Annotated in this window: 8 protein-coding genes; 4 read left to right on the plus strand and 4 right to left on the minus strand. The window is 43.1% G+C overall.

The window, feature by feature from the left end:
- Positions 1-4 precede the first annotated feature (4 nt).
- Genes B3317_RS06020 through B3317_RS06030 form a run of 3 tightly spaced genes read left to right on the plus strand, consistent with a single transcriptional unit; the run spans position 5 to position 5,462 of the window.
- Complete coding sequence (locus B3317_RS06020) at positions 5-1,111, plus strand: efflux RND transporter periplasmic adaptor subunit (RefSeq protein WP_414647458.1); 1,107 nt, start codon at positions 5-7, stop codon at positions 1,109-1,111.
- A gap of 6 nt (positions 1,112-1,117) precedes the next feature.
- Positions 1,118-4,219, plus strand: a complete 3,102-nt coding sequence (locus B3317_RS06025) for an efflux RND transporter permease subunit (protein WP_291109614.1) — start codon at positions 1,118-1,120, stop codon at positions 4,217-4,219.
- Complete coding sequence (locus B3317_RS06030; RefSeq protein ID WP_291109616.1) at positions 4,206-5,462, plus strand: TolC family protein; 1,257 nt, start codon at positions 4,206-4,208, stop codon at positions 5,460-5,462. The genes B3317_RS06025 and B3317_RS06030 overlap by 14 nt, the downstream gene beginning before the upstream one ends.
- A 106-nt stretch (positions 5,463-5,568) precedes the next feature.
- Here B3317_RS06030 and B3317_RS06035 read toward each other — a convergent pair whose 3' ends face one another.
- From B3317_RS06035 to B3317_RS06045, 3 genes are all read right to left on the minus strand, one after another.
- Positions 5,569-7,371 (minus strand): hypothetical protein, encoded by a 1,803-nt coding sequence (locus B3317_RS06035; protein ID WP_291109618.1) that lies wholly within the window; start codon positions 7,369-7,371, stop codon positions 5,569-5,571.
- Between the two features lie 106 nt (positions 7,372-7,477).
- Positions 7,478-10,729 carry a hypothetical protein gene (locus B3317_RS06040; protein WP_291109620.1) on the minus strand — a complete coding sequence of 1,084 codons (3,252 nt, stop codon included), beginning with the start codon at positions 10,727-10,729 and terminating at the stop codon, positions 7,478-7,480.
- Between the two features lie 85 nt (positions 10,730-10,814).
- Positions 10,815-11,852, minus strand: coding sequence for a hypothetical protein (locus tag B3317_RS06045; protein ID WP_291109622.1), 1,038 nt, complete (start codon positions 11,850-11,852; stop codon positions 10,815-10,817).
- Positions 11,853-12,217: 365 nt separating this feature from the next.
- On the opposite strand from B3317_RS06045, the gene B3317_RS06050 reads away from it, so the two are divergent.
- Positions 12,218-13,630 carry an FISUMP domain-containing protein gene (locus B3317_RS06050; RefSeq protein WP_291109624.1) on the plus strand — a complete coding sequence of 471 codons (1,413 nt, stop codon included), beginning with the start codon at positions 12,218-12,220 and terminating at the stop codon, positions 13,628-13,630.
- 975 nt (positions 13,631-14,605) lie between these two features.
- Here the strand turns inward: B3317_RS06050 and B3317_RS06055 are convergent.
- A complete protein-coding gene (locus B3317_RS06055) occupies positions 14,606-15,913 on the minus strand; it encodes a peroxiredoxin family protein (protein WP_291109626.1) in 1,308 nt (435 codons plus the stop codon).
- Between the last annotated feature and the right edge of the window lie 387 nt (positions 15,914-16,300).

A 16,300-nucleotide genomic window follows, 5' to 3' on the forward strand; every position in this document is an offset into this window, starting at 1 on the left:
ATGAATATTTATGAAAGTCAGAAACACTACTATTTTGCTGCTATTGTTCATAATCATGACAGCATGCGCCCATCGGACCACTGAACAAACAGAAAAAGCATACACGTTCAAAGGCGATACCGTTTATCTGCAAGGCGGCTTGTTATCAGATAAAATCAAGATTGAAGAGGTGGCTATAGAACCGTTTGTCAAAGAGGTCATCACTTCCGGAACCGTACAGGCCATTCCTACCCAATTTGCATACATTGCGCCACCTTTCCCGGGTAGAGTTGTGAAATTGTATGTACGATTAGGACAGCAAGTTGAGGTTAATACTCCTTTGTTTGAAATTATATCGCCAGACTTCACCTCTGCCCAAAAAGATTTTTATCAGGCTCAGTCAGAACGCGACCTTGCCCAAAAAGACCTAAAACGTAAGGAAGACCTTATAAAAAACGGTGTCGGTTCGCAAAGAGAGTTGGAAGAAGCACAAAATGTGTTGTCAATTGCCGAAAAAGAGTATGAAAATAGTATAGCCGCACTTAAGGTCTATCAAACCAATCCTCATAATATGGTCTTGGGGCAAGCCTTGATTATCCGTTCACCTATTTCCGGGAATGTCATAAAAAACAGCATCGTCACCGGGCAATATATCAACAGCGATAGCGAGCCTGTAGCCATTGTAGCCGACCTGAGCAAAGTATGGGTAGTGGCACAGGTAAAGGAAAAAGACATCCGCTTCATTCACGAAGGCGATAATATGGATATTGAGATTTCTGCTTTCCCCGGAAAATCGATAAAAGGAGTAGTCTATCATGTGGATGAGGCTGTAGACGAAGAAACCAGATCAATAAAAGTATTATCGGTTTGCGATAACAAAGAGCAACTTCTCAAATTGGGAATGTATACGACCGTCCATTTTCTCGATAATCCCACCAATTGCATAACTGTTCCCGGAAAAACGTTACTCCAAAACGATAAGGAGAACTATGTTTTTGTCCAAAAAGGAGAGAACATGTTCGTTCGCACTCCGGTCCGGACCGAGGAGACCAAAAACGGGAGAATAGTGATTACTCATGGACTCAACCGTGGAGATAAGGTTATAAGTGAAGGTGGATACTATTTAAGATAAAGAGTCATGAAAAAGAATTTGATGTTATTATCCATACAAAAACGATGGATTATTGCCGCGTTGTTTGTTCTGATTTCCGTTTTTGGTTATTATTCCTGGAAACAGCTATCTGTAGAGGCCTATCCCGATATTGCCGACGTGACATCACAGGTCGTGACACAAGTGCCGGGACTGGCAGCCGAAGAGGTTGAGCAACAGATTACTATCCCCATCGAACGGGCATTGAACGGTTTGCCCGGAATGCACGTAATGCGAAGCAAGAGCACCTTCGGATTGTCAATGATTACGATCGTTTTCGAAGATGGTATTGAGGATTATTGGAGTCGTCAGCGGGTACAGGAGCGTATAAATGAGGTAGACTTGCCTTATGGAGCCGTTGCTGAACTCGACCCTCTGACTTCGCCTACGGGCGAAATTTATCGCTATATTATCGAGAGCGACCAACATTCATTGCGTGAACTCACTGATATGCAAAACTGGGTGATTATTCCACGGATTAAACAGGTTCCCGGAGTCGCTGATGTGAGTAATTTCGGAGGAATAACAACGCAATATCAGGTAGAGATAGATCCGCAAAAGTTAGAGCAATACCATCTTGCGCTGAGCGACGTGGTAGATGCAATTGAAAACAATAACTCGAATGTGGGAGGAAGTGTACTGAACCGGGGCGATCTGGGATATGTGGTACGTGGTATCGGCCTGATCTCCGACCTGTCCGATCTTGGAAAAATTGTAGTTAGTTCAGAAAAAGGGGTTCCCATTTTCCTCAACGATTTAGGAAAATTGAAGTATGGTAATCTCGAACGAAAAGGTGTTTTCGGTTATACTGACCGTATCCGTGAATACTCCGAAAGCATTGAAGGGATCGTATTGTTGCTCAAACACGAAAATCCTTCGAAAGTATTGGATGGAATACATGCTGCTGTTGAAGAGTTGAATAATGAAATCCTTCCCGAGGGAGCGCATATTCATGTTTTTCTTGATCGTACAGAGCTCGTAAACACAACCCTGAATACCGTTTCGCATACCCTGCTCGAAGGTATGTTGCTGGTAATCGTGGTGCTTATTGTATTTCTTGGAAGCTGGCGGGGAGCTTTGCTGGTGGCTGTAACCATACCGTTGTCGTTGCTGTTCGCTTTCATAATGATGCATCTGACCAATATTCCGGCAAACTTGTTGTCACTTGGGGCGATAGACTTCGGTATCATAGTCGACGGAGCCATTGTAATGATGGAGACTATATTAAAAAAACGTGAAGACCATCCGGACGAACCGCTCGAAGAGATTTCAATTGCCAGGCGCGTTCAAATGGTAGCCAAACCAATCCTTTTCGCCACCGTTATCATTATATTGGCTTATATGCCATTGTTTGCTTTTGAGCGCGTAGAACAAAAGCTATTCACCCCTATGGCATTCACGGTGGGATATGCTCTGATTGGAGCTCTGCTTGTCGCGCTGTTTCTTATTCCGGGATTAGGTTTTGTAATTTATAGAAAACCTCAAAAAATTTACCATAACAAGTGGTTGGAAAAATTAACACAGACATATTCGTCTGCAATTGAACGGCTTGTTAAGAAACCGAAGAAGATAATTATAACCGTGGTAGTTATATTTGTGGGAGCTATCGGATTGACCATATCGGTAGGTAAAGATTTTTTACCTTCTCTGGATGAGGGATCAATCTGGTTGCAAGTGAATCTACCTCCCGGTATTACGGTGGAAAAATCACGGGAACTTTCCGATACATTACGCCAACGCACGATGAAATATTCGGAAGTTACCTATATCGCCGTGCAAGCAGGACGCAACGACGATGGGACAGACCCTTTTACTCCATCGCATTTCGAGGTTTCAGTCGGTATAAAACCATATAGTGAGTGGCCGGGGGGTAAAACCAAAAACGACCTGATTGAGGAGCTTGCAGCCGAGTATGAATCCTTGCCTGGTTTCAGGGTAGGTTTCAGTCAGCCGATGATCGATGGAGTAATGGATAAAATCTCGGGAGCGCATAGCGAGTTGGTTGTGAAGGTGTACGGAGAGGATTTTAGGGAAACCCGCCGTATAGCTGAAGAATTGCTGTCAACGCTTGAACAGGTGCGTGGAGCTGTCGATTTGGATATAGATCAGGAACCTCCTTTGCCCCAATTGCAGATACATATGGATCGGGATGCTATTGCCCGCTATGGGCTTAATATCTCGGACGTGAGCGATCTGATTGAAATTGCTATCGGAGGTAAAGCTATTTCGCAGATTTTTAAGGGTGACAGGGTTTACGATATTACTTGCAAATATAGGGAAGAATCGCGTAACTCTCCCGAGAAGATTGCAGGATTGATGCTCACTTCGGCTACAGGAGCGAAAATCCCTTTATCGCAGGTAGCAGATATAAGTTTAAGCACTGGAGAAAGTACCATAACACGTGAGATGAATAAACGCCATCTGACTGTAAAACTGAATCTGCGCGGACGCGACCTGTCATCGTTCCTTAATGAGGCGCAAACAGCAATTGAGAAAAATGTGGAGTACGACCATCATAACTACCATATTAAATGGGGCGGGCAGTTTGAGAACCAAAATCGTGCCTATTCACGACTGGCAATGATAATCCCATTAGCACTTTCTATTATGTTCATTCTGCTTTATGCCGCATTCGGAAAATTCCGGCAGGCAGGACTGGTATTATGCATTGTTCCGTTGGCTGTTTTCGGTGGGATGCTGGCGCTGAATGTGCGAGGAATGACCCTTAATGTATCTTCAGCAGTAGGATTTATAGCTTTATTTGGTGTTGCTATACAGAATGGCGTTATTATGATCTCTCACATTAATAATTTGCGTAAAGAGGGCATGAGGCTGCGTAATGCAGTAATCAATGGGGCTCGACACCGCTTTCGCCCAATTCTGATGACTGCTACGGTTGCCATATTAGGATTATTGCCTGCATCGTTGGCAACGGGTATTGGATCGGATGTGCAGCGTCCATTGGCAACAGTAATTGTTTACGGTCTGATGTTTTCGACAATTATTACGCTATTCGCCCTACCTGTTTTTTACTATTTGGTGGAATCGAAAGTGAAAATCCTAAAAATGAAGAAAAATGAAAATGAATAAATTAATCATATTTTTTACGACCTTTCTGCTAACAGGAAACATTGTGCGTATTCAAGCGCAAAATATTTTGACTGATAATTCTCCCGTTCAATCAATTCAATTCGGGCACTATCTGAATAGTGTCGGTAGAAATAATTTGAGTTTGCTGATAGAGAAATACAATGTTAAAATTGCAGATGCCGGAGTAATAGTAGCCAAAGTGATGCCCGATCCGGAATTGACTTTCGAAGCTTCCGAAGATGTTTATAAAGTTGGATTGGGTTATACGCTTGAGTTAGGAAACAAACGAGGTGCCAGAGTAAGGGTAGCCAAAAGCGAAGCTGAGTTATCGAAATTAGCATTGGAGCACTTTTTCCAGGAATTGCGTGCTGAAGCAGCCGAGGCTTTTCTCAATGCGATTTATCAGCGTGAACTTCTGAATGTAAAACGGAGTTCGTATGAGTATATGCTCCAGCTCAGCCGTTCGGATAGTTTACGTTTTCGTATGGGTGAGATTACAGAAAATGATGCACGTCAGTCGAAACTCGAAGCAGTCTCCTTATTGAATGAAATATACGGCCAGAAAGCAGAATATAAATCGGCATTGGTTGTGCTGAACCAATATATGGGTGCTACGGTAGATACGTTGAATATCCCTGTTGGTAAATGGAATGAGTTGAACCGTAATTTTGTGCTATCCGAGTTGATTACCACAGCTTCCGATAGCAGGATTGATCTTATGGCTGCCCACAAAAACAGTGAAATTGCCATAAATCAGCTTCGTCTGGCTCGTTCGGAGCGTTGGATAGACTTAGGTGTGACCGCAGGATATGAAAGGGATTGGCGTGGATTTTTCCCCACACGTAATATGATGACTGTCGGAATATCGATCCCTCTCAAATTCTCAAATTTTAATAAAGGAGCGATAAAAGTTGCGAATTATTTTACGGAACAGAGCAAATATGAAATAGATAATGCTCTTCTGCAAATTCAAACGGAAGTTTCTCAGGCGTTTTATCAATTTGAAGCGATTAAGAAGCAATTGAGTCAGTATGAATCAGGCTTGCTCGAAGAGTCACGAAAGGTACTCGATGGTATAGTATATAAATACAAACGAGGTGAGACCAACATATTGGAAGTGCTGATTGCGCAGCGTAGTTATAATGAGGTACAGGAGCAATATCTGGAGACAATGAAAAAGTATGCCTCTTCTTTAGTTAATCTGGAAAAAGTATGTGGAATATGGGATATTGATTTTGAATAGATATGGAAATAGTACCGCAAGGTTACAATATCAATTGGTATTTTATAAAGAAAAACGGGCCGGGTTCAATCCGGCTCGTTTTTTATAATCGATTGTCTGACGTTTTTTACGGTCTGTTTATCTGAATGCTGTTTTCTACAATATTTCTCGCCGTGTTGAAGATACCTTCATACACGTATCCGTTATTGTCTTGGATAACGATATTCTTGAGATAGCTCTTCGACTGGCATCGGCTCACATTTCCATAGACCGGCACCGTAATATAGAAAAAGCCTATTTTCACTCTCTCTTCTCCAACCTTTTCGTAAGAGGTTTCTCCGGAAAAGAGAATATCCTGTTTGAATTTGAAACTGTTTGACGTAATCTCTGTAGGGCGGATAACTGCGTCTTTTACGGAAGTCAGCTTTGTAGTTCCGTTTTCTGCGTAAATATCATAACTGATAGTCAATTCTTCAGGAATCTTCTTGCCAAGGATCGGATACTTATAATTTAGCGAAAAATCTGTATTCTTGTAAGTTCGCTTGAAACTTCCAACTTGGACAATATTGCCCAAAACACCATAGTCGTCCGTGTAAGATGCAGGCAGTGAGTATTTCAGATCGGAGTATATGACCGGCTTAACGATTGTACCGATATTCCACAATTCTTCTTCAGTATTGATAATAGTTACCGGTATCTTGAGTAATATAAGGTCGAGGTTCGCTATCAGTTTGGTTATATTCACGCCTTTAGATCCGAAGACAGGCTCTTTTCCCGGCAGGCTGATATGGCCGTAAGTACTGGTCCTGTTTTCCATAGATAAGGTTCCATTCACCGAGTAAGCCCCGTCCAGAATGGAAATATCGGGTGTGATGTCTATTGTTGTGCTGGTCAATAGTTCTCCGTATGTATCGGACATGGAAGGGTTAGTTGCAGCAAGATTATTTTCATAAATAGGAGTTACTGTCGGCTTCAACCCGTTGATTGCTACGGAATAGCCTATCTTGTAGTTTCCGTTCAGTCCATAAGACAGTGTGCTCTGGTCAGACAGATTCGCCTCTATGCGAAGCGGTATTTTGATGTCTTTTACTTTCAGCGTAGCGGCCAATGAGTCGATACCCAGTGTATTAATCGGTATTTTGAAATCGAAACTCTGAGATTTGATATAATCCAGCAATGCCTGCGGTATGTATTGAGACAGTTCGTAATTGCCTGTATGGTTGAGTGACTCCGCAAAGCTTAGAGCCGGATTAAGGGCAAGCTGTACTTCGAAGGTATTCACTATCTCGGACGGTAGTACCTGTGTTTTGGAGAAAGCCATTCTGAAGGTGTAAGTCATGCTGATATTCGTCGCGGGATTGAATTTAAATCCGTTACCCAGGTCGTATTCATCCTGCAGGTCCATTATTTCGCATGAATAAGCCCTGACCGACTTCAGATTCGATTTTTTCTGCGCGATACTCGCCTTATACAAGTCGACGGATACATCGATGGTTCCCCCTTGAAAGACTTCACCCAGTTGGGCGCGGGTAGTCTCCAGATGAAAAATACCCGGACCGTCTGCTTTGATGCCGGTGATTTTCTTTAAGCCTGTATATTGTCCCGATCGGATATACAGGATATTATCCTTCTTTAGGGAAACGGCCAGTTCCGGAGAAACATCCGATAGGCTGAACATTCCTTCCGATATTTCTTCTGCCGTGCTGTTGAAGATAACGTTTTTTTCGGTCAGGGATACAATGTCCGAAATCATGGACACCCCGTTAAGGGTATAACTGACGCCATCTTTTCCGCCCCTCTTGTTTTCTACCGAAACAACGGGCCGGGAATCCGGACTGTCTTGGATACTGCTTTCCTGCTCTATGTCCTGTTCGCAAGCCGGGAACGACAGAACAGCGATGATTAACGCTAGGAGATACTTTTTCTTCATCTGTTTTCTATTAAAGTGATTGATTTATGGTTATGTAGTTGGTTATTAGTTTTTATAGGGAATATTCATCAGGAACCTCAATTCCTGATGAAAAATAGTTCCTTGTTTATTTCAATCTGGAAGGTATCATCCTGTTGGAGATGATGGTTCCCTTCGAATTACAATAGCCGATGGCATACTCACCCAATGCATTAAGGAATGCGTTTTGCAAACAAATATCATCAGTTATCATGCTCAATACGTGACCGATTCCCAGATCGTCATATTCTTTCCTATTGTTTATAGTCACGTAAGTCAGAGCATCTTTCCCCGGAACCTGAATCACATAAGATATTTCAACATCGCCTCCGGCCGGCAGGCTGAATCCGGACACGCCTTCGAGCGTTATAAGCCCGTTGTCGTCTCCTGTACCTATGGTCACACCCGAGGCCGTATCGCTTACCGGATTCCCGTCTATTTTCAACGAGTTAGGTTTATATGTACAATTTTCATTGAAATAGCTTTCAAAATACAGTTGGTTATTTGCGTCACTTTGTATCGCCCGGTTAGGATTATGTATCTTCACTTTGACTTCTATTTCCTGATTTTGCCTGAAGCATTCCGACGGCTTGAATTCCATCGATGTAATGATATTCTTATATGATTTTGTTCCTTTTACTTCCGTCTTTGTCCGCCGGTCTGTCCCCGAAGTATAATAAGCGTCGGTAGCATGTAATGTACCTTCATTCCCGTTATCTTTGCGGGTATAAGTAATTTTAGCGTATGATTCGCCATTCGCCGGATTCGTCGTTAACGATCCGTTATAGTAATCGCGGTTGCTTAGCGCATCATCGGTAAATGCCGCCTGCGCCTTAAACGTTGTCTTGAAACCCGAACCACGAATGAGCATGCTGAGGTCGAGCATCCGGTCTTGCATAACAATCGGTTGGCTGGCATCGAGGGCTTCACCGTCTATTATCAGCGAGCCGGGAATCCAGTACATTCCCTCAGGCAGATAATCTTTGAAGTGGACAGGTTCACGGCCGCAATCCACATTGGCATTCATGATAGTAAAGGTATAATCCGCGGTTTCGCAGATATCGAGTTCCCGTGGCCCTCTCTTCTGGAAGGCGTAGCCAGCATCGTTAGGCGGGGGCAACTGCGGCGGACAGGAGAAGGATAGCGGGAAGAGGTCGAGCCATCTGTCTCCGCTTTTTGTACTGGAATATTCTATTACGACCACCCTCACGGCTTTTCCGAAGCTGACCGACACCTTCCCCCGGGGCTTACCCCTGCCTATTGAGGCCGCTCCGGTTCCGTAAAATTCACTTACATTATTTATCTTGTATGTGTAGCCCCAGAGTTTATCTAAACCTTTCAGAGGGGGTTGTGTTACTTCTTTGGGGCGCGTTATGCTGCCGCCTACCTCACAATAGCCGTATATATTCACGTATTCGTTGAAATCGATATCCCCTATCGAAAACTCTACATTGGAGGGTTGGCTGAATGTATATTTTATGGACGATATAGCATTGGCGGCACCATTCGCCCTCAGGTGCACGGGATGTGTTTTGTCGTGCTTCGAAGGCGCGTCTATCCTCAACGATACTCCGTTTTCCGCCTTGAATTCCGCATCCATCGAGATTAGTCCCTTTGCGGATGGCATATTGCGTAGAGTCGTTGTTGTTGTCCCACTTTTAGCTAGATTAACAGACCAATTCTTACCATCCACCTTTTTTCTGGTCATCAGTAAATCGTCTACTCCTGTAAATTTGCACTCGGCGCAGGCTGATTCGTTTTCCGTACCACCGATTGAAAAGTAGAGGGTGCTGACATTCTCATCAAGTTCGAAATTGAATACCTGCTCCCATATTCCGTTATCATAGTCAAACTGTATAGTTGCTGGTATTACCAGATTCCAGTTTTTATTTTTCGCATTCGTTTCGTTTTTGGCTATCAGCAGGTATGTATCCCAGCCTTTACCCTCGAAAGGATATATCTCGGATTTTCCTTTTTCTGCAGAAGCTTTCAGTACCAGCTCTTTCTTTGAATTATCTTCGCCTAAGGTCAGGGCACGGTCTATCATCCATATCCTGTCGAAATCATACTGGTATGGCGCGCATCTGGCGGCCGGCACAGTCTTTTTCTTTACAGAACCGCCATTATGTCCCCATGCGATAGCGACCTGATCCGGTAATTCTTCCAAAGGGTCTCTTAAACCAATGGTTATAAAGTTATCTTCGGCAGTAGAACGACTTTTAGTATTAGAAATGAGGCTGATTCTATCGGTAAATATGGAAGCCACATCATAATGATAATCTTTATAGACCTGGAGAGATTTTCCTAACCAGAAATACCCCCCCTCTGAAAACTTATAATTGAATCCCTCCGGTTTGCTTCCTGCAGTAACGGCCCCGCCAAGAGTAATTCCGTATTTCATAGCCAGATAAGTGTAGACTTTATCCTTCTGGTCTTTCGTTAAAAGCCCTTCGTAGATGATTATCTCTGCAATATCCCCGATTACGTTACGCGCAGGACGGCTTCCTGTTCCAACCATACTTTTCTCGTTCATAGTAATTTTGTCGTGATTTAATAGACTGCTGGAACTTTTGGTTACCTGTTCCACATGCGCATCGGCTTCATATTGGATATAATTTTTTTTGCTCACCTGATACACCGCTATTGTAGTCGATCCTGCCGCGAAAAGCTCCTCTTTGCCATCAAAGTTGTTTCCTGTGTTATAACTATAAAAACGGCCTTTTCCACCGCTATCGGCTTCATTTCCCCAACGTCCGCCAGTCATCCCGAATGCAGGACCGCGCCGGTTGTCACCACCGCTATTACCGTTAGTATTAGCGGTGAAAGCATCTTCAGTACCAAATCCCATAAAATAAACACAGCTTTGCCCATCTGCTTTCGGCACCGGTGCGAAATCAACATTTGCGACAACAAAGGCTGTAAACTGATCTGGTGACTTCTTGGTCATGATTCCGGTTGAAGTACTCAAATACCGTAAATATGAATTCTCTACCCGGTCAAAATATACGGAAGGATAGAAATTCATACTCCAGCTATTGGCTTTGTATAACGGCGCTTTTTGCTGTGCCGTATTCGAGTATGGATGATAAGCAGCCTTGCTTTTTAGACTTGCATCCCTCCATAAGTTTACATTTCCGCCATTGGCAGGAGTAGCTGACCCTGCTATATCCAATATATCGGCCCTTAGCCATAATCTCAAAGGAGCAGAAGATGGATCGATGCCTGCCGGAGCCATCAGCTGAGCTTTAGCGGTAAACGCTATGCAAAACAAAAGCAAAACAGTAAACAGACGTTTCCCGTTTTGCAGAATTTTATATAATATATAAATTAATGAACTCATATTTCTTTGTTTATCCGACTCGGGGTATTAATTGATTATCAATTATTTTCAATATCCTTGTCATCGTTTTTATTTTACCGCCGGTTTATTTCAAAACAAATACAATGTTTATATAAGAGGCTTCCGTGGCGGCGGCCGTAACATCATAATTCATTACACCCTTATCACTGATGCTATTGATTGTGAATACAGCCGGATCAGCGTATGTAATGTAATAGTATAACTGATCGGCGGCGGGGATATAAGGAATGCTCGAAGGTGCGCCGGTACTTCTTTTTTTTGGGTCTATGTTTACGAATTGCTTTATGTATTCATTATAGAGATTTACCTCTACTCCCTTCTTATCCTGATCGGTAGCAAAGGCAATAGGCGGCATATAAAACCAGTTGTTTATCCGGGGAGTAGCTGATGATACATTGCTGATCAGTCTCCATTCCGTTCCGCTCCAGTGCATATACCCCTGAGGTTTCAGCGTATTTCCGGTGTTGTACACCAGCAACCCTTCGGACAGTTTCTCCCCCGTTTGTTTTCCGAGTGTTTCTATATCCGTCGCGCTTTTCAGGTCAACCTTCGGAAGCAGTACTCCTTTACTTGCCGATGCCACATGGAGGGCAGCCTCATTAATGATGTCCTCCGTTTTGGCGTGCGTTGTACCGATAGTTACATTTCCTGTCCTGTAGATACCGCTATTCTCCGAATCGATCATTTTTTGGGAAACGGATTCCCTCCACGGAGTAACAGGAGCGGAGGCGGCAGCTATCCATTTGCTTCCGTTCCATATGTACAGGCCTTTTTGAAAAGGATTTGATCCATTTGTATTATATACTATAAGTCCGCAATGGGTTTTATCCAATGTAGACTTGTTTTGTGTATAGGCCGGAGTAGGACCGGAAGCTGAATTGTCATAAAACATGGGATACAGGTTATTCTCATTGGTTAATTGCACCCGTGGAAATTCAAGCCCTTTGGTGGCGTTGGGCCCGTCGTCCGTAACTTCGCTTTCCTTGAGTTGTAGTAGTGCACCGTCAGTGGGTGCTTCCCCCATGCCTATCGTAACCTGAGCGTTAAGGGAAAATCCGCAAAGAAAAAACATTACGGATAGGATTATTGCATAATTTCTCATTTTTGTGTTCTTTAAACTTAGCTTTGTAATGTAATTGACTGCAAAGTAAGAATAAGAGTAAATAAAAAACAATAGTGAATTATCACTGTTTTTGACTTGCGGGCATGAAGGATTATTTCAGGAGTGTTTTGTATATATATCTGATATACAGAGATAAATATGTTAATTTGTAATAAGTGACAACCAAAGGTTAAAATCCTGTCTTATGCCTCTGTTGAAAAATTCAAAATTTCTAAATATTTTTGCGGGTATATCTAATAATGAAATCAAACGAACACGACTTATTGATGTCGCTATTCTTTTGATAATAAAGATTTATTTGTCCGGAAAGGCTTGAAAAACACTAAATAAACAAAACTATTATCATGAAAGAGAGCCAACAGATCGAAATTACCTGTAAATTAATTTTTTCTTCTGATGATCCGACAGGAGACACAATAGAGGCAGGAAACCATTACAGAATGCACCGTAACATAATACCTGCCCTATATAACAATCAAGTTCAAAAAGTGAAGAATGCTGCAAGTTGCTGGTTAACAACATTATTAGTGATGTTATCCTTAATGCTTTATGCAGGGCGGATATCCGGACAGATAACAATCGGTGCGGGAATAGAACCTGTGCATGGCGCCCTGCTGGACTTAAAAGAAGAGCAAAGGAATGACGGCACGGAAAATTCGAAAAAAGGAATGATGCTGCCAAGGGTAAAGCTTTCCGATCAGAATAAACTTTCTCCGATGTTTACGAACGGATACGATGGTGCTGAAAACTCCCGGCATATAGGCCTGACAGTATATAATGTTTATGAAGATGCCTGTAACGGAATACCAAAAGGTGTTTATGTATGGGATGGAACTCAGTGGCAGCCCTTATCCGGTGGAAATGGAGGAAACGGAGCAGTGGGTGCCGGCGTGGAATATATGACCGATACCCGTGATAGTGAACAATACCTGACTGGGAACTTCGGTGCGGCAGGACAGTGGTTTCTGGAAAACCTGCGGTATATCCCTCCTTCCGCAAGCGGTATCGTTCTAAGTACAAATGCTGATACAAATACGACGAAAAGCTATTATTATCCCAATGGTACCCCGGCAGACAATGGTAATCCTCCTTCGACATGGCAACGCCAACAAGGTCTGCTATACAGTTTTCCTGCAGCCACAAGCGGATACTGGATTGGCAATAATGAAGACCGCAGTCAATCAAACGGAAGTTCTGTACCGGGCGATAAAGAGGTCGAAAGCGTATCGGCACTGGAAAGCGCACCCGGGGCTAAGGATGGAAAATTGCAGGGCATATGTCCTGATGGTTGGCATGTTCCCAGCGATAGGGAGTGGAATCAACTGGAAAAAGAAATCTATCAAAATGCGGAGAAGTACAGTCAATATACTAAGGCGCAACGCGAGGCTTTCAATAATAGCATACCATGGAATTCTGCCTGGGAATATAATTTTTATGGTCCCCGTCCGCCGGGCGGTCCTTCAGATGCACATGGCAAGGCGATGAAATCTCAATGTGCTGTCCTCGGAGGTGTGTTTCCGGATGGCTTGAGTTTTTCTGCAAAACAGGGTGGGTTTTCCGTATTGTTGACCGGATATATTAATCTCAGAGCCGGAAGTAATAATGACTATGGGGAAGAAGCGAATTTTTTTACGTGCAGTCCTCTGTATGGCAGTGGATTTAGATATAGGAACTTGGATGATCTGGATGCAGATGTGTTTAATAATACACATTATGAAACAGAATTGTATTCTGTCCGCTGTAAAAAAGACTATTAACACGGTGCCGGCTTTGGCGCGTTTAAAAGAAATTTAAATACTGATAATGTTTCCCTTAAATATGAATAAAATGCTAATTGATAATTACCTGTAAAATAGACTTTCTTAGTGTATCGTTTTGTTAATGAGTCTGTTGGAGTCTACGGGTAATAAAGATCCGTAGATTTTTTTGAGATTTTTACAACAAAAAGAAGCCTGTCATCCCGACAGGCTTTCTTTAACACTAACATGCCCATGGAGTCATCCCGAACAGACTCAAAATATATATAGACGATAAATATATAAAAGACACTTGGAAAATATATTCCGAATCCGTTCGTTAGATGAAAATCAAGTAAATAACTCTATAGCAGTCTAGCAACAAAATACAATGCAAATTGAATACTCGATTTTGAATTTTCTTTGAATTAACTAAGAATTTGTTTTAATTTTAACAGAATATATTTTATTAGTATCTTCATTTGGGTTCATTTTTAGTTTCTTTTTGACCGTTTTAGCTGATGTTCAGAGTAAATCTTATACAATGGAATGTCCTATTGAATAAAAGGCGAGGAAATCGAATTTAAAAAAGACTGTACGGCTTTCACAAGTGGTAGCAGTCTGCGAAGTATTAAATATATGAAGCAGATTCTATAATATCAGGTTGTGTGATATATAGACTACTTTATATAACGGGTATGAATAAATAATGATTTGTATTTACCGTTACAATAAAAGCGGCCGTGGCCGTCCTCATCCTGTTCTTTTATGGGTCTTGCTTCCAAGATTTATCTGTTTTATATTATTGTATATGAATACAAAGATTTCTTCAAATATTTATTTGTTATCGGACGGATATCTGTTTTTTGCTTTCTGCCTGATACATTACAAAGGAATATAAAAGAATTTATGTAGTCAATAGTGAATTATCACTGTTTTTACCTGTTGTCAATACATCACCGGATACCTGTAAAGGAAAGACTCTTCAGGTTCGGCCTATTCGCCTGCTCCCGGAATATCCTCCACTTGCGCGTACCGTCCCTGAATGATGCCCTCCGCATCAAGTAAATAGAAGGTGGGCGTACCCATTATGCCGTAGTTACGGAAATCCTTTCCCGCATAACCTTCAAGATCGCAATACTTGCTTTCCCACGGCAGATTTTCCGCATAGGCGTCGAATGCGCCTTTATCGGAATCGGACGAAAGCGAAACCACTTCATAGCCCTGTGCTTTCAACCGTGGGTACATTTCCGCCAGCCGTCCCATCTGTCCCGTACAGGTGCCGCAACCCGAATCGTAGAAGGCGAGTATGGTCTTTGTAGCGGGGAGCGTCCCCTGCGTCAGTGCCGGAGCTTTGCCGCCTTTGCGGACTTTCAGAAGGGTATAGAGCGCGGCGGTCTTTCCCTCCGGCTGTTTTATCCTGTCGTCGTTCAGCAGGAAAAAGGCCAGCTCTATCTCCCGGTCATACCAGTTCTGCTTTTCGCAGGCGATAATGACGTTTTCCGCTAACGCCGCATAGGCTTCGCCGGACTGCGTGCGGTTGAGCAGGCGTATAGCATCGGGGATAAACTGTCCCTGAACTTTTTCATCGTAGGTATAGCGGTCTGTAAACTGTTGCAATACATTGTCCCAGTGTCCCGAAGTATAGAGTGTCTCCATATCCAGTTTGTTCAGGATGAAGTCTTTCATCAGGCTGTCCGTGAGCTGTTGGTCGGCGGTGAATACCGGAGGCAATCCCCTGCTGATGTCCGCTATTTGAGCGAAGCGGGCGGCATACAAGCCATTTACGGCTGTTTCTTCCTGCAGGCGGTTGTACGCCCTCGCTTGTTTCTGTAGTTCTGTGTCAAAGAAGGACAGTAATTCGGGATTGTCGTTATATGCTTCCGCAGCGATGCGCATGGCGTCCGCCTTTCCGAGTATATCCTGCTGGCGGCGGAAACGCGGGTACAGGTACACGTTTTCACGTGAGCCTGTATAAGTTATGCTTTCTTCCGAAGGTTCTGCTTCGGGACAGGAAACGGAGAAACTTTCCTCTCCGGCAAAGATAATATCCAGTCCTCCGCCGTTTACGAGCATCCATTGCGTCATACCCCGGTGTCCTTTCATACGGTCGGGTAAGACGAGTTTGCCCCTCCCGTGTTCGTCGAGCTTGCCCGAAGCGATAGTGTCCCGCTTTTCTCCGCGGAAGGCCCAGAAGTGGTACTCCTGCCCCGCAAAGTGCGGAAAATCGAGCGAGACGCTTTGCGCGGGTGACTGGATGTTAAGAGTCAACAGCGCGGTTGTTATAAATATATATCGTATCATTTTCTCTTTTTTATTAGAAGTTATCAAATTTTTTATCTTAAAAGCCATCTTGAGTTTTCATCTTTCATTATTAATGCCAATGAGTAGTTGAAGTGATTATTGTAATATAAAAATGTTGGATTTTTTAATGCTACGCGCAATCAGAGATTGCTTGTGTTCCTTTTGCCCAAAGCCGCAAAAGGAACCAAAAACGCTTTAGCGCCCCGCTTCAAAGGCCGACCCGTAACGGACTAAAAGACGAAACGGAAAAACTCGCTGGAAATATTGTATAATCCGAATCAGCCGATCAGCTCAAACACGTTTCCGTTTTTTTCGTCTTTTCATCCTACGGGTACCCCCTCCATAAAGCTAACGGCACAGGCTGACGCACGACAAGGCTAGCGCATA

This window comes from Dysgonomonas sp. UBA7710 (assembly GCF_002482385.1).
Lineage (GTDB): Bacteria > Bacteroidota > Bacteroidia > Bacteroidales > Dysgonomonadaceae > Dysgonomonas.

Excerpts from the sequence above, each read along its gene's own strand:
- B3317_RS06025 (WP_291109614.1), top strand. The coding sequence starts at position 1,118 with ATGAAAAAGAATTTGATGTTATTATCCATACAAAAACGATGGATTATT.
- B3317_RS06030 (WP_291109616.1), top strand. The coding sequence starts at position 4,206 with ATGAAAATGAATAAATTAATCATATTTTTTACGACCTTTCTGCTAACA.
- B3317_RS06045 (WP_291109622.1), bottom strand. The coding sequence starts at position 11,852 with ATGAGAAATTATGCAATAATCCTATCCGTAATGTTTTTTCTTTGCGGA.
- B3317_RS06040 (WP_291109620.1), bottom strand. The coding sequence starts at position 10,729 with ATGAGTTCATTAATTTATATATTATATAAAATTCTGCAAAACGGGAAA.
- B3317_RS06050 (WP_291109624.1), top strand. The coding sequence starts at position 12,218 with ATGAAAGAGAGCCAACAGATCGAAATTACCTGTAAATTAATTTTTTCT.
- B3317_RS06055 (WP_291109626.1), bottom strand. The coding sequence starts at position 15,913 with ATGATACGATATATATTTATAACAACCGCGCTGTTGACTCTTAACATC.
- B3317_RS06035 (WP_291109618.1), bottom strand. The coding sequence starts at position 7,371 with ATGAAGAAAAAGTATCTCCTAGCGTTAATCATCGCTGTTCTGTCGTTC.